Origin of the sequence: Paenibacillus sp. FSL L8-0708 (assembly GCF_038009325.1) — a bacterium.
GTDB lineage: Bacteria > Bacillota > Bacilli > Paenibacillales > Paenibacillaceae > Paenibacillus_AQ > Paenibacillus_AQ odorifer.
Map to the genome: position 1 here is coordinate 293,792 of NZ_JBBPBC010000001.1, position 18,718 is coordinate 312,509.

Consider the following 18,718-nt stretch of genomic DNA (forward strand, 5'->3'; position numbering starts at 1 on the left):
TTCCAGTCCTCCTGTTGTGTTATTTGGATAAACCACTTACCTCAGGCTGAGCGTTAATTTTATTTTTGAGTTTGTATCGATACTTTTTGAGATGTTCCCATGTATAGAGGAAGACTTCCCGTTCCATTAAAGAGCCGATTACAAAATATACAGGCAAGATCACTAGCCCTAGAAGCACACCCCAGATCATAAGCCCCAGATAGGAATGGATTGGGATGTCGATGGCGGTGGTGATTAGAATAATACCTACAAAAACTACTGCATTCGTAAGCCATCTTCTAAAAGTGACCCAAGGACTGCGGTCCAGCAAATGTTTGCTGGCATAAATCACAATATCTATGGAGCGGTATAGGAGGGCAACTATCGTTCCCATCAGTACACCGTAAATTCCCATGAAGATTACGAAGACAACAGAAGCCACCAGATTAATGGCGGATTCCAGAATGGAACGGTTTTGTGTTTTTTTGAAATGTCCAGCGATGGTAATCACATTATTGGAAGACGTTCTGGCATTGGTTAATAATTTGATGACTACGAACAAGACCGGCAGCCACATATCAATGTAATTCACGTCGTTTACCCCAGCGGTATACAATTTCATAAAGGGTAATATCAAAATGTAAGCCACCGTTAGAATCGAGAAGATAAGCCCCATAAAATACACTTCGTAAGCATCATAAAATTTAATAAATGCTTCTTTACTCTCATGGTAGCTTTGCCCGAGGGCAGCCTTCACACTTCCGTTTATGGTCTGGACGATATTATCCACGATCGTAAAAATCATATTGTACATAACATAGATACTGACGATTTTTAGATTCGTAAAGATGGTTAATATAAGTACGTCCGTATTTCTAAACACCAAATAGGAGATTTCATGGACTAATACGGAATTCTTTTGACCAATGGCTTCATAGTCTGGTTTGAGATTCAGGTTGATCCACTTGTAATTCTTATTCATATAAATATAGAAAGCGATGATTTGAAGTAAAGTTAAGATAAAATAGGAAGCTTGAACCGCAATAATGTCCACACCTTGCAGTAATAACAGAATCCGGATCAGGCTGTTCATAATATTAGCCACAGTGACAATAGAAGTCTCTACATAGCTTTTTCCCTCCGCAGCGAGCAGGACCTTGAATTTCCCCTGAAAATAATAATTGATTGCTCCGCCCATCCCCGTAAGCAAAATAATGACCATAATCGATAATTTATCGATCTCAGATGAGATCACTAGCGGGTACACGATGGCGAGTAGCAGTACGGCGAAGAAATAGTAAATACCTGTTTTTTTATAATAGCTGGAGGTGGCAGCCAGAATAGAGTTGATATTGTTTTTATTATCCGAAGCTACCGGCTTGTAAAGTGCTTGGATCGAGGCAGCCCCAACACCTGCTTCCAGCAGCGCCAAATAACTAATAATCTGCACAATCGAAGCGATCAACCCATTGGCCTCAGAGCCATAGTTGACCATTATCAGTCTGGGTATAAAAAAACCGAGGATAATCGTGATGAGTTGACTTCCCAGTCCAAAGGATAAGTTAAGAATGCTCCGCTTGGCTTTCATAACGAATCCCCCTTTCGTAAAGCGGTAAATACGTATCTAGATGCTCGAAATGTCTTTCGGCTTGTTTTGCTTGCAGTGTGACATCCATAGAGTGGTTGATCATACTTTCAAAAATCTGTGCAGGCTGGACCTGTTCCAGCGTGTTGAAATCGGCATACAGACCTGTGAACCCAACATCTTCCATTACATTGATCATTTTTTTGCTGTAGGCTACGGGGAACACCGGTTTATTAAATACCCAGCCCAGAATCATTGCATGGAATCTTGAAGCCACAATAGAACTGGCATTAGCTAACACGGACAACACTTCTTCCATGTTCGTTTTATATAAATGCACTTGAATAGCATCGTTGTAGGAGGGACCGATAAGGCGCTGAATCTCTTCAATTGCCAGTTGATCGCCTTCGTGTTCGCAAAATGACATGAAATGAACCGCGTAACCTTTTTCAATGAAATAAATTGCGAGTTCTTTCATTTTTTCATAATAGAGGTTGTCAAAACCGTTCAGACCTTTCGCAGAAGGTTTAATAACGGATAAGACGATGTAATCCTCCGGTTCGTTTGGAATATCTGGCGGGTCTAGCTGAAAAATAATATCTGGGGCTAAGCGGACATTATCCAGATCCTTAAATAAATCATAAGAGTACTGTTCTCTGAAACATATATCTGTATAATCCTTGAAAATCCGCTTGTGCTCATCATAGTATTCTTGATTTGTAAAAGGGCCAAAATTAGATCCTAACAGATAGTAAGGCTTATTTTGATTACGAATGACTTCTGCATTCTTGAAATGCTCTGCCCAGTGGTCTGCTTCCATGAAAATTGAGCCGCCGATATGAACGACGCCATCTGAGTGATCTGCCAGATATTTGTGAGCCACATTATGTATCTTTAGCTTCCTGCAAATATAGCCAATGCCTCTTAGAAGAAGGGAATCGGAAGGATACACTTTGAGGTTAGGGAGCTCTTTGAAACATTGTTTATAGAGGCGTGGTGCGCAAATTCTGAATTTGGTATCCGTATATCTTTCGCACAGCACCTTAATGAATAGATCATCGCCCAGATTAAATTCGGTATAGGCGTATATCAGCATCTTTTTCATATTCTAGATTCCTTTCGGGTTCCGTTCCCTTTAAGTAGGTTTCGCTTGAACCTGGATAAGCCTCTCTCCACAGAGATGAATCTGTGATATAGAAGCGGGGAGATTAAAAATGTTCTGATATAAAGGGTTAATCTGCGATTATCTCCTCTATAACGTCTTATGAGTTCATCCATTTCTTGATTGAGCTTGGGATAGGTATGGTTGATGTCACGAAGTAATTCCTGAATGCTTACCCCTTCCGTACCATTTAGACAGGTTTTGAGGTTGAAAAAGTAGTTCTCGATCAGCTCCCGGTTCATTAACAAAGGTGAGATCGTATCTAGTTCAGCAAAGGGATAGGTTTTGAAATATTCATCCACCCTTTTGAAAGCATCCACTACATCGAATTTATTCACGTTATAGCTGTTGGAGATGGAGGAGTTTCTCTGTAAATAAAATGATAGTATATCCGGGATTGAGATGACTCTGGCCGCTCTGGACAAGGCTTTGTAGATGAACTCTTGATCCTCTCCATTCACACAGCGTTCTGTATAACCTAACCCGTGGAGAAGTAAGAATTCTCGCTTATAAGCGATACTCCCTGTCCATATTCGCAAGCTTTTGTTCACGAAAATCCGCGCCAGTGCTTCGCTTCCCGTCACGTCGCTGAAATCAGAGGTACAGCTTAATAGAGTTTCTCTGCCTTCTGAGACATGATTATAACCCCAGCAAATAATCTCGGGTTGTTCATCTTGAGTATAAGAATGAAGGGTTGAGACCAAGTCTGCGGAGACATAATCATCTCCATCGACAAAAAGAACATAATTACCTGTGGCTTCAGCTAATCCCCTATTTCTAGCCGCGCTTACTCCATGATTCTCCGTTCGAATGACTTTACAGAAAAGGGCGGGATTACGCGAAAGAATCTTTTCTATAACGTTGTAAGTGTTATCCGTAGAACCATCATCTACGATGATGACTTCGAAATGCGGATCGCTTTGGTCAAGCAGTGAATTAAACATAGGGGTTATATACTGCTCTATATTGTATACCGGGATCACAAGGCTTAGATTCATGGGCTCGCTCCTTTCCTGTGGAAAACTGGATGATAAGCTATCTTAAGCTTACCCCTCGTATGAAAAGATTGTATATACTACTTTAGTTTACTTATTGCTGGCTCTACTCGTTGTAGCATCATGTGAATAATAGTTATTACAATATGTAAAATGAAAATATTATGGTTTGGTTTAACATAGATAGAAAGCCAATAAAATGCTCGAAGCGGAGGGATCTGGGATGCAGCTGCAAAAAATATTCGTGAACGGTGAGAGACTGAAGAATACAATCGAGGCATTTGCCGATCATGGGCGTACAGATAAAAATGGCGTGACCCGATTATCGCTGACGGAAGAGGATCTTAAAGTTCGGGATTATTTTCGTGCCTGTTGTGAAGAGCTCGGAATGTCTGTGAAGATGGATGATATGGGGACGATGTATGCCACACTGGCAGGCGAAACTTCCGGGCCTCCGATTGTGATTGGCTCGCATATGGATACTGTGAAAAAAGGGGGCAGATTCGATGGCGTCCTAGGGGTTATCGCGGGTCTAGAGGTGGTGCGGACGCTTGTAGATTACGGGATTAAGCCGAAGTTTCCGGTGACGATTATGAATTTTACGAATGAAGAGGGGGCGCGTTTTGAGCCATCGATGATGGCCTCTGGTGTGCTGTCCGGAAAGTTTGATAAAAGTGTTATGTTGAACAAAAAAGATCCGGCAGGCATCACCTTTGGTGAAGCGCTGGAGAAGAGTGGATATAAGGGAGAAATGAGCAATCGTATCACCGAAGCCACCGCTTATTTGGAGCTTCATATCGAGCAAGGGCCTGTTCTTGAAAAAGAGGAGCTGACGATTGGGCTGGTTGACTGTGTAGTTGGTATGGCCTGTTACGAGATTGAGGTGACGGGAGAATCCGATCATGCGGGCACAACCCCTATGGCGATGCGCAAAGATGCTTTGTTTGCTGCCACAGATCTGATTATTGAGCTGCGGAGCAAGCTGGGGGCGCTCGATTCCGAGCTTGTGTATACCATGGGCAGAATGAATGTGCTTCCTAATATCCATACCGTCATTCCCAATAAAGTGATTTTCACCATTGAAGCCAGACATAAAGAGATGGAGATTGTGCGTGAAGTGGAAGCCATTATCAACGGTTTGCCAGAGCAACTGCTGGATTGTGAAGTAAGCAAGACTAAGCTTTGGGGCCGAGATACGGTGTGGTTTGATCAGAATGTGTGTGGTTTGGTGGAGCAAGCGGCTCAAACCTTGGGTTATTCCAGTCGAAAGATCGCAAGTGGTGCAGGGCATGACGCACAATTCGTAGCCAGCTTTCTGCCATCCGCAATGGTGTTCGTGCCTAGCGTGAAGGGTAAAAGCCATTGTGAAGAGGAACTAACCTCTTATGAAGACTGCGAAAAAGGGGTAAATGTAGTGTTAGAAACAGTGATGTTGTTATTATCAAGATAGGTAATGTCACTTAATATAACATCGTGCGATAAGGTAGTCGCTTTAATTTCATACAAAAACGTCAAAAAGGCACTCTATAGGGTGTCTTTTTTTATGAGATAATAAAGATGGTTGTGTTGAGTACCAAAATGGTTAAAGGTTAATGGGCAGTTAAGTCTGATCCTTTGTGTAAAAACACAATCATGGTAGATAATATTTTAATTTTTTAACAAAATGGGAATGCTAATCATATGTTATCATTCTTTACATAAGGGATCTACATTAGATGGGAGAGATGAATGATGATTATCGGAGTACCTAAAGAAATTAAAAACAATGAAAATCGTGTTGCCATAACCCCTGCGGGTGTAGTTAGTTTAATTACTGAAGGTCATCAAGTGCTCGTAGAAGCTGGAGCCGGTGTGGGCAGCGGATTTCCTAACGAAGAGTATGTCTCTGCCGGAGCACAATTGATTGAGGATGCAGCAAAGGTCTGGAGCTCTGCTGAAATGGTGATGAAGGTAAAAGAACCATTAGCAACTGAGTACCCCTATTTCCGTCCAGGCCTTATTCTATTTACGTATCTTCATCTTGCTCCAGAGCCTGCCTTGGCTGCTGCGCTAAAAGACAAAGGCGTCTTTGCGATCGGATATGAGACGGTTGTTCATGGACGCACCTTGCCGCTGTTAACACCGATGAGCGAAGTAGCTGGCCGGATGTCCGTCCAATTGGGCGCGCAGTTCCTGCAAAAGAACTACGGCGGACAAGGTATTCTTCTTTCCGGAGTTCCTGGCGTTAGCCGAGGTAAAGTGAGTATCATTGGCGGCGGTGTAGTAGGTACTAATGCAGCTAAGATGGCTATTGGTTTAGGCGCAGATGTTACGATAGTTGACCTCAGTGCGGAGAGACTACGTCAATTAGATGATATTTTTGGAGCACAGATCAATACGTTGATCTCTAACCCTTATAATATTGCCAGAGCAGTGGCTGAAGCGGATCTGCTGGTAGGTGCCGTGTTAATTCCGGGTGCTAAAGCACCGAAGCTGGTTACAGAAGAAATGGTCAAGACCATGAAGCCGGGATCAGTGATCGTTGACGTGGCCATTGACCAAGGTGGTATTGTAGAAACCATCGACAGAGTGACGACACATGATAATCCCGTGTTTGTGAAACACGGCGTGCTGCATTATTCCGTGGCTAATATGCCAGGCGCTGTTCCTAAGACCTCAACTATTGCCTTAACAAATGTTACAGTTCCATATGCCCTGCAAATTGCCAATAAAGGTGTGATCAAGGCGATTCAGGATAATGACGGCCTAAGAAGCGGCGTGAATGTAGCCAATGGCAGAATCACCTGCCAAGCTGTTGCCGAAGCGTTGGGTGAGACACCTTATACGGTTGAGCAAGCCATGGAGCAGACATTCACATTGATCTAAAATAGACACGTTCCATAATGGAATGAGCCAAACAGCAAGCTCTCTGCGGGGAGCTTGCTGTTTGGCGTTTCTTGCGGTGGAGACCGGGTGGAAGTTGGTCAGTACGGCGTTAAAGTAAATAGATTGCGTTTCAGTGTAATTAGATACAGTAGTTGTTTGCTCGTACGGTGCTATGGTGGATAGATTAAGTAGTGAAGTTGGATGGATCGGGTGAAAGCTTTGATGGAGATTTCCGGGGGTTATTCCCTAAAAACCACTTATAACATTTGGTAAACACCAACAACTATTAAACCTTCCCAAATACCCCGACAAAACTCCCCACACCCCCCACCAATCATCCCCGTCCCAAACACCTTCCTCAACAAGCCGATCTCGCCCCTCACCTACACCAGCTATTTATCTTATAGTCAGCTAGGGGGATGCATACTATAATGAAATCACTCTAGAGTACAGGATTTGGTTATTCTTCAGGTGGGAGTGAAGCTAGTGACAGATAAGGATCCATTATTTGATCGTTTCTTCGACAGTATGGAATCATTGGCGGATACGATAAGTGAATCGCTACAGTCTCAAGTTACCATCGAGGACAGCAATCATCATGTGATTGGCTACAGCTCGCATGAATTTGAGAGTGACTCCGCGCGGATTTCAACGATTATCGGGAAGCGTGTACCTAACGCTGTGATTATTGGCTTGCGCAAAAAAGGGATTATGCAGCAGCTGGAGAGCGCGGCACATCCCATTCGAATTCCTGCAGTGCTGGAGGTGGGACTTGGTCCCCGGCTGGCCATTTGTATTAAACATCAAAAGGAAATTCTCGGGTACATATGGGTAGTAGATACAGGCAACCTGGTAGAAGGGCATGCCGAAAATATCGTTGAGAAGGCGGCAGGTATCGTAGGCCGTTATTTACTTAAGCAGCGAGGCTGGAAAACGAAGCAGGACAAAACGCATGAGGACTTTTTCTGGAAGCTGATTACCTCCCACTACGACAACGAAGCAAATATTAAAAAGGATGCGGAATTTTGGTCCATTCTTTTGCCGGAAAAATATTATATTAGCGTGTTTGAAAGTGACAAGGTAATCGATGATCATTTAATACTCCGGTTTCGGCAGGTTATGGCATCTTATTCCGGTCTGCAATTACTATTTCTGACGGCTGAGCATAATCGGCTGATTATTTTGTTTTCCTTCAGCTTTGTGATCGAAGGGGCGGGTGGATTATCTTCATTCCTGCATAAAACAATGGAGGATATGTATAAGAGTGAAGGCTGCACACTGGCTGCTGGCTGTAGTCTCGATTACACTGAATATATGTCCGCGGCTATTGCCTATTGGGAAGCGGTATCCATTGTGGAGATCAAAAAGTTGCTGCCTTTTCATGGGCGGGAGCTGCTATTGTACGAGGAGATTGGATTTTGGGCTTATATACCGGCTATTATGGAGCAAAAGCGCAGTCGAATTCGTAAAAGCCCGTTGCTATATCCGCTAAAAGAACATGATCGCGAGCATAAAAGTGATTTTCTCAAAACGATCGCTGTCTATTTATCATTAAGCGGCAATTTAAAGGAATCCGCGGCTTTTTTACATATACACACTAATACATTGCTTTATAGATTAAACCGAATTGCAGAGATTACGGGCAAAAGCTTGAAGGATACGGGTTATCGCACTTCTATTTTCCTGGATATTTTGACGGAAGAGACACGGCAGCTTAACCAGTGGTTCGTGGATGCCAGGGAATCATGAGAATTAAGCACCAACCCGGTGACGAACACGTACAATAACCTATATTTAGAACCTATAACATTGGAGGGACTAAGCATGGTGAAGGAAGTTCGTTCACCCGATGCCCTTGACTTTGAGCGCAAAATGAGAGAAAGCATCGTGGAATCGGCTGAAGCTTTAAATGAAAGTGGAGTGGATTTTGCAACATTTGATGATTCCCGCTGCAATCCGCAGTTTTGGACACGTACAGAGATTGGTGGGCTTCAGCTGAACGCTGGCGTGGAACCCACAGTGGGGATTAAAGATATTTTTCGGAATGGTCATTTATATGCCTTTGAATGCGCGACAGCCATGGTCATTGTTATGTATCGGGCGACGATTGAAGCTATAGGTGAAGAAGCGTTTAATAAGTATTTCAAGGACTTGTTCTTATGGGACTGGAATTATGACGAGAATTTACGCTTAATCACGAACTACAACAAGGAACTAACGCAGCGGGGAGACGTTGTATATTTCAAGAATCCCGATCATGCTCCGAGCAAGCCAGAATGGCAGGGCGAGAATGCAATTAAACTCGAAAATGATCTGTTCTACGGCCATGGCATAGGGATTACTACTGGAGAGATTATCATAGACTCTCTGAATCAGGAAAGAGTATATGGGAGTGATATCTCGGCCTATTTAACGGATGAATCGGTGCATCCAGACTTTAATTACTTACAGCGGTTATCTGCAGGAACGGTTTTACCGGCAGCCAACAATAGAAGCTTCCGATACACTGTATGTTCAAGAATAGGGTCTAGAAACTATATTTATAAGATCTAGCGTCTGCCTATTTTATACTTACTGAGCAATGCAAAGAGAGGGCTCTTTTGTATTGTTCATTTTTTTATTCACAAAAGAAAGGGATAGAGCTTCAGATAACTCTGAAAACTCTATCCCTCTTTTTTAATTAAGGATTACCACGTCGTTCCTAATTTGTTATAGCTCAATAAAATCGTTGCGGAATTTCTCAAAATCAGATTTTCTGCATTCCAGCTCAAGGCGTGTGCCTGTTTCTTCATAGCTAGTAGATTGAACATGGGCGTGTTCATTGAAATAAGAGACTACATTACCCCGATCAAATGGAACCAGAATCTCACACTGGACATAGTCCGTAAAAACATGGCTGCGGATCAGAGCGGTAAGTTCAGCCATTCCACTATTTTGCTTGGCGGAAAGGTAGACATTGTCACTTTCAATTTGCGGGTAAGGCAAATCAGTCAGATCAGCTTTATTATAGGCATAGATCGTTGGAAGCTGGTCAGCGCCGAGTGCTTTGAGCGTCTCATCTGTAACCGCCATATGCTGTTGATGCTGCGGATCGGAAATATCGACTACATGAATCAATAAGTCCGCTTCGGTAACCTCTTCAAGAGTGGAGCGGAACGCTTTGACCAGATGATGGGGAAGCTGGCTGACGAATCCGACAGTATCTGTTAATAAAAAGGTTTTGTGATCAGGCAGCTCAATGCTGCGAACCGATGTCTCTAGTGTAGCGAACAGCATATCCTTGGCGAATACTTGTTTATGGGAACCCGGATGGTAAGTCTCTACCATGACATTCATTAAGCTGGATTTTCCGGTGTTCGTATAGCCTACCAGGCAGACGACGGGAACTTCATTTTTATGCCGTTGTTTCCGCTGGATTTGGCGTCTTGCTACTTGTTGTTGCAGTTCAACCTGTAAAGCAGTAATCCGCTCTTCAATTCTTCTGCGGTCCAGCTCTAGCTTGGTTTCACCAGCACCTCTGTTTTTAAGTCCAGCTCCGCCACCTTGTCTGCCCAGCGACTCACGAAGACCTGTGAGGCGCGGCAGCATATATTGCAGCTTGGCTACTTCAACTTGCAGCTGGGCTTCCTTGGTCTTCGCTCTTTCCGCAAAAATATTCAAGATCAGAATGGTCCGGTCAATGACCTGACGATCCAGTGCGGACTCCAAATTGCGGATCTGTGAAGGTGACAGTTCGTCGTTAAAAATAACAATAGGAGCATCGTGTGCCTCTAAAAGTGCCGATAATTCCTCGATTTTACCTGTCCCGATATAATGGGAGGGGTTAATTCGACTTGCCTTTTGACTAAGCTCTCCTACGACTTCAAGGTCACAGGCAACTGCCAGATTGCTCAGCTCTTCCATCGAATAGGCAAAATTCGTTTCGTTCTGAAGCTGGACACCGACTATAATTGCTTTTTCTCGTATTTGTTCCATATATTTATTCATCCTCCAATAGTAAATAATAAACGCAAAAAAACACAGGCAATCTGCCTGTGCTTACGGTTCGTTAGAGGACGTCAGAGTTAGGGCCTTCCATAGGTAGAATGAATTAAACAACAGTCCAGTCGCAGGGAAGAGTCACTTTGATCCCTTGCGAGCAGCAGTTGGCTAATCGGCTTCTATGGATGTTCAATTCTTAAAGGAATGGAGGTGAAGAGAATCCTCCCTACACGCTGTTGTTAAATTATCGGGTTACCTTTAAAAATGGGTAGACCAATCCTGAGTCCTCTGCACATGGGCAGAGCTTTAGCGCTATTCAATTAGCCGCGCAAAGTTCTAACTCGGATAAAGTCTATCACACGTAACCCTCCGTTCATAAAAAGTTAAGTCGAGTTTACCACATTCGTTATTTAGTGGCAAATCTCTATTTATGCTCTGGAACATCTCTTGTATTTTAATTACACCCAATAATTCTAAACAATGTTTACATATCATATATGAATTGATATATAGGAGGTGTGATGACATTGCCTGTTCTGTCCACAAACACCATTATTAATTTACCAGTCGACGGTACTCGGCCAATAGATCAAGTAGTGATCAAAGTTGTCAACAATGGATCGGCTGGCGCGTTTTGTTATATTACGGGCTTATCCAATAGTGTCAGTCCCCAGGCCATTTTTGTTGAAGAGTTATTTGAGCTGCAATATCAGGAGACCTTAAGCAAGACCTATGTCATGGTAGAGGATTTATTCCAATTTAATTTTGTATATTCGCAGGAGCAGATGAAGATTCAGGTTTTCCTTGTTGATGTGGACGGTGTATGGACGGCCGTTGATCTTGAAGTGTTTCAAGTGAGCCGAATAACCTCGGAAATACGTGATAACGTGACCGTTACATCGACTGACTTCGCAGCGATCAGCTTTATGAGACGTCCTGGCTTTGCTATTCCACAAGGTCTTGCGGCTGAGATTCGACCGGCAGCTTTAGATGTTATGTCCAAAAGACCTGTGCGATATATGGTCGTTGCAGGCGGGACCCTTGATGGGGCCTTCGAGAATTATCCTACACCGACTACAAATATTCCTGTCACGGACACGGCGCTGCTAGTGAACTATACCTGCACTACGGTCACGGGTGGAAAAGTTATTATGCAAGGTACAGGATCAGGGATTTCTGGGGCGTATGCGAATCTGGCGGTCAATTTACTTAATGAGCGACTCTCATACGAGTTCCATGATGAACCTGTCACATTGGTGGTAAACTCCCTCTCGGGCGGGGACGATCTCGCAGTTACCTTTAAAATGTCCGAGCAATGGTAATTATTCTTGTGAAAAAGGAACATTCGCATTTACGCGAATGTTCCTTTTTGCTAGTCATTTAAGTCACGACGCAAGGTGAAGAGATCTTTCAGAGCCTCTGTGGACAGCTCGGTAATCCAGCCTTCCGAGCTGGAGATCACATTATCGCTGAGCTGCTGTTTGTTCTCCAGCATCTCATCAATCCGTTCTTCGAGTGTGCCCAGGGCGATGAATTTATGCACCTGCACATCACGAGTCTGGCCCATGCGGTAAGCGCGGTCAGTTGCTTGATTCTCCACCGCTGGATTCCACCAGCGGTCGAAGTGGAATACGTGATTGGCTGCAGTTAAGTTCAGGCCAACTCCCCCAGCCTTGAGTGAAAGGATGAATACATTCGGCTGATCAGACGGCGATGTGTCTGGGCGTGTAGACCCATCTTCCGCCGAAGGGGCTGGTGTCTGAAACCGCTCGATCATGCGGTCGCGCGCCTGTTTGGAGGTACTTCCGTTCAAATAAAGGACGGGTTCGCCCAGCTCCTGCTGGAGAACAGCCTGAAGCATTTTTCCCATACCCACATATTGAGTAAAAATCAGGCAGCGCTCGTCTTCCGCGCGCAGCTCCTTAACCATGTCCAGCAGTCTTTCCAGTTTGGAGGAACGGTTAATAAGAAAGCTGGTATCCAGTTTATTGTCCGTATCAAGCTCAGGGATAGCTTCTTTTGTCACAAGCATCGGGTGATCGCATAGCTGCTTAAGCCCGGTCAGAGCCCCGAGAATTGCCCCTTTGCGCTCAATGCCTTCCAGCTTCTTCATCCGTTCCAACAGTCCGTTTACGGTTTGATCGTAAAGCGCCGCTTGTTCGGCTGTCAGATGAACATAGGTTTTCATTTCATTTTTATCAGGTAGATCGAGCTGTATATTAGGGTCTTTTTTCTTGCGGCGCAGCATGAATGGTTTTACTAGATTTTGTAGGTCCGCTGTACGTTTCGCGTCGCGTTCCTTTTCAATAGCATTCGTGAATCGGTCATTAAAAGACTTGGCGCTGCCCAGATAACCTGGGGTTATAAAATCATAAATGGACCACAGCTCGGATAATCTGTTCTCTATCGGCGTCCCTGTTAAGGCGACCCGGTGTAGAGCTGGAAAACTACGTACAGCTGCGGATTGTTTGGTTTGGGCATTTTTGATATTTTGAGCTTCATCCAGGCAGATCGTCGCCCAAGTGAATTCCTTTAGCAGCTCTTGGTCAAGCGCAGCAGTCGCATAAGAGGTCAGTACCACATCGGCTTGCGAAGCTGCGCCATAGAAGAATCCTGCGTCCAGACGGCGGCTTCCGTAATGAAGCATAACATTCAACGAAGGCGCGAAGCGTTCCAGCTCTTTCTGCCAATTGCCTAACACGGAGGTCGGGCAGATGATCAATGAAGGCCAGCCTGGTGGGTCGGTCTGCCGCCGGGCTGAGCTTGCATCCGTGTTTTCTTGGATGTGTAGCAGATAGGCGATGAGCTGTACTGTTTTGCCTAGTCCCATATCATCGGCTAGACAGGCCCCCAGCCCAAAGCGGCGCAGAAAGGTCAGCCAGGCGAATCCTTCATGCTGATAGGTGCGCAGCTCCGCTTTAAGGCCTGCGGGTACGGGCGGCTTAGGCCATTCTGAGCGCTGGCCCAGCTGACCGATAAGGCTGATCAAATGCTCGTTCAGCTCTACCTCCAGACGCAGACGCGCGGCATCCTCTTGCAGCTGCTCTTCCGTAGCATCAGCGTCTGCCTCTTCACCAGCTCCTAGCAAGTGGAGCTGAAGCACGTCTTGGAAGGACAAGCCTTGCGACTTGTCCATTCCCGCCATGGCTCTTTGGATTTGCGCCAGCAGAGCCGGATCGAGTGAGACCCATTTGCCCTTGAAGCGGACGAGCCGTTCCCCTCTTGCGACCAGCTCGGCAAATTCGGCTTCAGTGAGATCCGCATCGCCGATGGAGATTCGCCAATCGAAATCGATGATCGAATCGAGACCAAACAGCGACTCGCCACCGCTGCGTTTGTCTTCGCCGGAGCTGATCTTTGCGCGCAGGCGCGGCTTTTTCCGGCTGGCGGCTTCCCACCACGCCGGCAGCAGCACTTGCCAGCCTGCTTCCAGCAGCCGCTGGCTCTCGGCCGTCAAGAACCGCCAGGCGATGGCATCGCTCAGCGGTTCGGCCAGCACATCGCCGCCCGCCGCGAAGCGCTCGGGCGGCAGACTGCCGCGGAGGCGCTCCAGCCATCCCGCGGCCCGTTCATGCACGTGAGCCGACCACGCGGCCGGCCACAAGCCGTACGGCTCGCCGTTATCGGCGAGCCTGATGGGAACAAGCGCGGATTCATCGCGCTTGTCCTGAAGGATCAGCTGCAGCCGCCAATAGGATTCATCCTCATCGGGCTCCAGCAGCTGTAGAGCGGGCCGGAAAGGCGCGGAGTCCGCCTTCCAGCCAATGGCGATAAGCCACGCGGCGGTATCCATGCCCGCTGCAAGTGCTCCGCTTCTATCGAAGAGAAGCGGGAATTCGCTGCGGAGGTCGCCGGCCTCGGCCTCCGTGCTGTAATAGCGCTGCGATACGGCGGCAGAGAACGCCGCACGTAATCCACGGCTAAATTCGCTGCCGCCATTTAGCGCCTCAAGGGCTCCCTTAGCAGTGTCACTGTCCACTGCCACCTGCGCAAGAGCCCCCTCGTCCCAAGTCCATTGCAGCCTCCCGGCGCGGTAGGCGGAGATGTCGGGAATATACTGTTTGTGCTCCAGACATATAGCCAGAAGTGGCGCCAGTTCTGTGAGGTGGGCGGCATCGCCCTCCCAGCTCCATTCGATATGCGCCAAAAGCTTCTGCTCGGCAAAGAAGGGGATGACCTGCTCAGCAGGAAGAATCACTAGCTCCACGCCTTCGCCAGCGGGCTGCACGGTTAACTCTGTACCATAAAAAGACGCCTCATGCCAGGCGAAAAGCCGCTGCTTAAGCTGCAAGCCCGGCACGAGATCTTCGCGCTCATTCATTCCAAATATTAAAGCATCGCCATACTGGCTTAATGCAAGCCGGATGGTTAGCGTGCGTAAATGCATGTTCATGGTATTAGCTTTCCTTTCCGAAGCTCCTCTTGCAGCGCACGGAGCCTGCTATGCCTAATGGCGAAGGCAGTGAGGAACTCTTCCCAGCGTTCTTCTTGTTTCAGCTTTTTATACAGCTTGGATAATCGTTTCAACAATTTCACAGCCGCTTTGTAGCTATGTCTGTTCTTATCCAGCACGAATCTTTCGGCGGCCTGATGGTAAAAGGGCAGCAGAACCTCAGGTGCATTCTTTTCCACCGGTTGGAGGTCTTTGACACGAAATTCGGAGGGCTGTTTACCGATGGACAGCTGATAATCCATCCAGGTCTGCCATTTCTCATAGGTGATTAACTTCTCTTCATAGACTTCGCCAGAGATAGGTAACATGGTGGCTAGTGTGTCCCACATTTGCAGCTCAGCTTCAGGCAGGTGGCGAACAGCTTCTTCCCAACTGGTTGAATAGCTATTGAGATTATAGAGTCTGCTGCTCAGCAGTGGACCGATCTGAACAAGCCAACCCACCAACCGGGACCAATCCCCTGCATCCAGCAGCGGAGAGGTGAAGCTCATGAGCTCATCGGGATGGAGACCCGGGCGTTCGGCAGCCTTATTCAGTAAGTCCCAAGCTTTCTGGTCATCCATCAGATAGTAATACATGCGGCTCTGAGCTAACAGCCACGCATGTTGTGACAGGGAAGCGCCTAATTCACCTTCTGCTTGCTGCAGCTGTTCGATTTCATTCAGGTAAAGCTTAGTTCCACCTGTATTCGGATAAATCCAATTTCTCCACAGCAGATCATAGCTAAGAGAAAAAGAGGGTTGATCCCGTGAGCGATCCCGTGACTCCGTCAACATCTCGCGCCGCAGATAAGATAGAGTATCGATGACGTATGGCCATAGATCCTGCTCTTGCTCGGGGGACAGCGGAAGTGTCTTTTTTAAAAGACCTGTGATTACTTCCTGTAGCTCTGAGACTGCTACCTGTGTGTAATAACCAAGAGAAGGGGCGTAAGCGGCCTGACCGACGGATTGCGTGGAAGGCTTAGCGAGCTTTTCCAACAGATAAAGATGAGCATGCAGAGTGAACAGCTTCTCCGTTTCCGGAAGCATCTTTGGTTTGAATTTATTAATTGCAGACAAGGCCCGACTCACATATTCAGGATTTCGGGTGGTATGGGCTAGAGGGGAGACACAGAATTCAAAATACTCCCGCCACTCCGTTATTTTCCCGCTAGCGATGTGGTTAGCCATCTCTTTCATTTGCTGCTGACGAGTTGCATCGGCTCCAATAGAAGTACTTGTTGCTGTACTTGATATTTTGGGCAAAAAGGAAGCAGCTTTAGCGTTAGCTAGAACTTGTACAGATCTATTCTGCTGTTCGGCATAATTCAGCAGCACAGCAGCCATATGCTTGCAATGACCTGATACTGGACAATTACAATGACAATTGGTGAAGCCGTCGAGATCAATGGTGACGCGGTAATCCTCTCTACCTTCAACTATAGCGTTAATCTTACGAGGCTCCGTCATAGTAAACGGCTGCACTCGATTTTGTTTATAATATTGGAACCCCCGCTTGAGGGTAAGATCATCGAAATAATAGGCGACATTTTGGATGAGCTTACTCCACTGCGTATCATCCATAGGATAGGTTGGTTGCATACAATTGGTCTCCTGTAACGAAAATGGTCTTTAGTTGTCTTTCATTATATCACTTCTGCTGGCTTCATCTTTAAATCGTTAAATTTTGATAGATCGTAAGAAAACTCTGTGTAAAAGCTGGCGTGAAGATGATTAGAAGCTAATGGCTTGTATTGAACGGAAGGTCTGAACATATAATAATCGTACTGCAAGTTGGATCATGATTAAATAGGTGTCATTTACGAAAGATCAAACAAAGGTCAAAATTGGTCAAATAAATAAAAAGAACTAATTTTGTTGTGGAAAATCAGCTAATTCGCCTGAATTCGAGCGATAATCGGCTTAAATCGGTTTTGTTATTTCTCGGGTAGGGGACTATAATAAGGTCATAGGTCAAATAAAGTCAAAGTCAATGAGAGGAGAATGGATAATGTTTGATATGGTTCCTTTTGGTAAACGTAGAGATGATGCTTTTGGTGTGCTGGCTAAGTCCTTGAATGATGTTTTTAATGATGATTTTTTTGCACCGATTAAGAGCTCCACGATGTCCTTCAGAACAGATATTCGTGAGAGTGAGCAGGCTTACCTGATTGAAGCTGAACTTCCTGGTTTGAAAAAAGAAGAAATCGACATTGATTATGCCAGTCCTTATTTGACGATTAAAGCGGTACGTAAGGAAGAAAATGCTGAGGAGAACAAGGAACATCAGATTGTACGCAGAGAACGCCGATATGGTGAATATGTGCGCAGATTCTATGTTCAAGATATTGCCGAGGAAGAAATTCGCGCGTCTTTGAAAGATGGAGTGCTGAAGCTGGAAGTTCCCAAACGGCAAAAAATGCAAGGTAAACGCATCGAGATTCAAGACGGAGATTCTAATTCTACGGGTTCGCAGTCTGAATAAGCATAAATTAAGCGGAATGAACTTCCGCTCAGTCTTTTAGAGATGGCAGCGGGCTTTTAATATAGTGTTATGAATAGAAGGCGCATTGTAGTGGAGGATTCCGGCTATGGTGCGTCTTTTCTCGGAGTGCAATGGTGGTCAATATGAGAATAGGGATGGAAAGGAGGAAGCGCGAGTGGCTAGTAAAAGCTATTATGATGCTTTGGGTGTGAGCAAAAAAGCTACTAAACAGGAAATTAAAAAGGCTTATCAGAAGCTTGCCAAGAAGTGGCATCCCGATGTTAACAAAGCCCCTGAGGCAGAGGCGAAATTCAAAGAAGCAGCTGAAGCCTATGAAGTGCTTGGTAATGAGGATAAACGGAAACTCTATGATGAAGAGCTGCTTTATGGAGCTCAACGTGGCAGAGCTAGTGGAGGGGCGGCGAGTGGAGCCTCCTCTTGGGATTCAAACTTTGGTGGAAGTGGAAGCTGGAAAGGTGGAACTTATTCAACAGGAGGTTCTGGTATTTCGGAGGAAGATTTATTCGGGATGTTTTTTGGGAATCGGGGCTCGGCGGATCGGGCTGGCTTTGATTTTTTCTCGGGAAGTGGAACGGGGCGTGCGAATGGCAATCCGTGGGGCGAGGCCCGCAGTACCATGCAGGCGCAGCTGGATATTACCTTGGAGCAGGCTTATAAAGGCGCCACTGTAAGAGTACAGGTCAGTGACAAAACGGTGGATGTGAACATTCCGCCTAGATCCTATGAGGGTACAATTATTAAAATCGCGGGAAACACTCCGGGTGGCGACGTGTTGCTGGCACTTCATATTCTTCCTCATGATATTTATGAGATTCGCGATGGCGACTTATATGGCATGGTTGAAATCGCTCCTTGGCAAGCGGTATTGGGTGGAGAAGTAAAGGTTCCATTACCGGGGGGCGGCGCCGTGAAATTGAAGATTCCAGCAGGAATTCAGAGCGGCAAAACGCTACGTATCCCCGGCAAGGGCTTAAAACGTGAGAATGGTGCGAATGGCGATATTTTATTTGGAATTGAGATTGTTATCCCTGAACCTATCAGCGAAGCGGAGAAAAATCTCTACCGAAAGCTGGCAGACTCCAGCCCTTTCGAAGCCAGAGCTAAACGTCAAAGCACTGGCACCCAGCGGCAGAAGGCGAAAGTGGGTAATTAATAGATAGGTAGAAGAGGTAGAGGTGAGGTAATTACACTCGTTTGTGATCAACTCTGGT

13 protein-coding genes are annotated in these 18,718 nt (G+C 45.9%); 7 read left to right on the forward strand and 6 right to left on the reverse strand.

Features of this window, described 5'->3' with window-relative positions:
• Positions 1-19: 19 nt before the first annotated feature.
• The 3 genes from NYE58_RS01370 to NYE58_RS01380 are packed head-to-tail and all read right to left on the reverse strand — an operon-like array spanning position 20 to position 3,724.
• Positions 20-1,567 carry a sugar isomerase gene (locus NYE58_RS01370; RefSeq protein WP_076126979.1) on the reverse strand — a complete coding sequence of 516 codons (1,548 nt, stop codon included), beginning with the start codon at positions 1,565-1,567 and terminating at the stop codon, positions 20-22.
• Entirely contained in the window at positions 1,542-2,669 is a 1,128-nt protein-coding gene (locus NYE58_RS01375; RefSeq protein WP_341000926.1) for a polysaccharide pyruvyl transferase family protein, read from the reverse strand. The genes NYE58_RS01370 and NYE58_RS01375 overlap by 26 nt, the downstream gene beginning before the upstream one ends.
• Positions 2,666-3,724 (reverse strand): glycosyltransferase family 2 protein, encoded by a 1,059-nt coding sequence (locus NYE58_RS01380; RefSeq protein WP_076220588.1) that lies wholly within the window; start codon positions 3,722-3,724, stop codon positions 2,666-2,668. The genes NYE58_RS01375 and NYE58_RS01380 overlap by 4 nt, the downstream gene beginning before the upstream one ends.
• Positions 3,725-3,944: 220 nt before the next feature.
• Here NYE58_RS01380 and NYE58_RS01385 point away from each other — a divergent pair, with 220 nt between their 5' ends.
• From NYE58_RS01385 to NYE58_RS01400, 4 genes are all read left to right on the forward strand, one after another.
• Positions 3,945-5,171 (forward strand): Zn-dependent hydrolase, encoded by a 1,227-nt coding sequence (locus NYE58_RS01385; RefSeq protein ID WP_076275926.1) that lies wholly within the window; start codon positions 3,945-3,947, stop codon positions 5,169-5,171.
• 281 nt (positions 5,172-5,452) lie between these two features.
• Positions 5,453-6,586 carry an alanine dehydrogenase gene (gene ald, locus NYE58_RS01390; protein ID WP_341004226.1) on the forward strand — a complete coding sequence of 378 codons (1,134 nt, stop codon included), beginning with the start codon at positions 5,453-5,455 and terminating at the stop codon, positions 6,584-6,586.
• Positions 6,587-7,072: 486 nt separating this feature from the next.
• The gene (locus tag NYE58_RS01395; RefSeq protein ID WP_076275928.1) at positions 7,073-8,335 is read left to right on the forward strand and encodes a PucR family transcriptional regulator; all 1,263 of its coding nucleotides are present in this window, start codon (positions 7,073-7,075) and stop codon (positions 8,333-8,335) included.
• 75 nt (positions 8,336-8,410) lie between these two features.
• Entirely contained in the window at positions 8,411-9,139 is a 729-nt protein-coding gene (locus NYE58_RS01400; RefSeq protein WP_076186204.1) for a protein-glutamine gamma-glutamyltransferase, read from the forward strand.
• Positions 9,140-9,295: 156 nt separating this feature from the next.
• Here NYE58_RS01400 and hflX read toward each other — a convergent pair whose 3' ends face one another.
• On the reverse strand, positions 9,296-10,561 hold the full coding sequence (gene hflX, locus NYE58_RS01405; RefSeq protein WP_341000927.1) for a GTPase HflX: 1,266 nt from the start codon (positions 10,559-10,561) through the stop codon (positions 9,296-9,298).
• Between the two features lie 527 nt (positions 10,562-11,088).
• Here hflX and NYE58_RS01410 point away from each other — a divergent pair.
• Positions 11,089-11,889 carry a hypothetical protein gene (locus NYE58_RS01410; RefSeq protein ID WP_076275929.1) on the forward strand — a complete coding sequence of 267 codons (801 nt, stop codon included), beginning with the start codon at positions 11,089-11,091 and terminating at the stop codon, positions 11,887-11,889.
• A 50-nt stretch (positions 11,890-11,939) separates the two neighbouring features.
• Here NYE58_RS01410 and NYE58_RS01415 read toward each other — a convergent pair whose 3' ends face one another.
• Positions 11,940-14,960, reverse strand: a complete 3,021-nt coding sequence (locus NYE58_RS01415) for a DEAD/DEAH box helicase (protein ID WP_341000928.1) — start codon at positions 14,958-14,960, stop codon at positions 11,940-11,942.
• Positions 14,957-16,603, reverse strand: coding sequence for an SWIM zinc finger family protein (locus NYE58_RS01420; protein WP_341000929.1), 1,647 nt, complete (start codon positions 16,601-16,603; stop codon positions 14,957-14,959). The genes NYE58_RS01415 and NYE58_RS01420 overlap by 4 nt, the downstream gene beginning before the upstream one ends.
• Before the next feature lie 409 nt (positions 16,604-17,012).
• Between NYE58_RS01420 and NYE58_RS01425 the strand changes: the two genes are divergently transcribed.
• Together NYE58_RS01425 and NYE58_RS01430 are read left to right on the forward strand one after the other, a co-directional pair.
• Positions 17,013-17,486, forward strand: coding sequence for an Hsp20/alpha crystallin family protein (locus NYE58_RS01425; RefSeq protein WP_076186194.1), 474 nt, complete (start codon positions 17,013-17,015; stop codon positions 17,484-17,486).
• 175 nt (positions 17,487-17,661) lie between these two features.
• Positions 17,662-18,660: a DnaJ C-terminal domain-containing protein gene (locus NYE58_RS01430; RefSeq protein ID WP_179086975.1), complete on the forward strand. Its 999-nt coding sequence runs from the start codon at positions 17,662-17,664 to the stop codon at positions 18,658-18,660.
• The last annotated feature ends 58 nt before the right edge of the window (positions 18,661-18,718 follow it).

Bases quoted from the DNA above. Each gene is read 5' to 3' on its own strand.
- NYE58_RS01370 (WP_076126979.1), bottom strand. From the start codon at position 1,567: ATGAAAGCCAAGCGGAGCATTCTTAACTTATCCTTTGGACTGGGAAGT.
- NYE58_RS01375 (WP_341000926.1), bottom strand. From the start codon at position 2,669: ATGAAAAAGATGCTGATATACGCCTATACCGAATTTAATCTGGGCGAT.
- NYE58_RS01380 (WP_076220588.1), bottom strand. From the start codon at position 3,724: ATGAATCTAAGCCTTGTGATCCCGGTATACAATATAGAGCAGTATATA.
- NYE58_RS01385 (WP_076275926.1), top strand. From the start codon at position 3,945: ATGCAGCTGCAAAAAATATTCGTGAACGGTGAGAGACTGAAGAATACA.
- ald (WP_341004226.1), top strand. From the start codon at position 5,453: ATGATTATCGGAGTACCTAAAGAAATTAAAAACAATGAAAATCGTGTT.
- NYE58_RS01400 (WP_076186204.1), top strand. From the start codon at position 8,411: ATGGTGAAGGAAGTTCGTTCACCCGATGCCCTTGACTTTGAGCGCAAA.
- hflX (WP_341000927.1), bottom strand. From the start codon at position 10,561: ATGGAACAAATACGAGAAAAAGCAATTATAGTCGGTGTCCAGCTTCAG.
- NYE58_RS01410 (WP_076275929.1), top strand. From the start codon at position 11,089: ATGACATTGCCTGTTCTGTCCACAAACACCATTATTAATTTACCAGTC.
- NYE58_RS01415 (WP_341000928.1), bottom strand. From the start codon at position 14,960: ATGAACATGCATTTACGCACGCTAACCATCCGGCTTGCATTAAGCCAG.
- NYE58_RS01420 (WP_341000929.1), bottom strand. From the start codon at position 16,603: ATGCAACCAACCTATCCTATGGATGATACGCAGTGGAGTAAGCTCATC.
- NYE58_RS01425 (WP_076186194.1), top strand. From the start codon at position 17,013: ATGTTTGATATGGTTCCTTTTGGTAAACGTAGAGATGATGCTTTTGGT.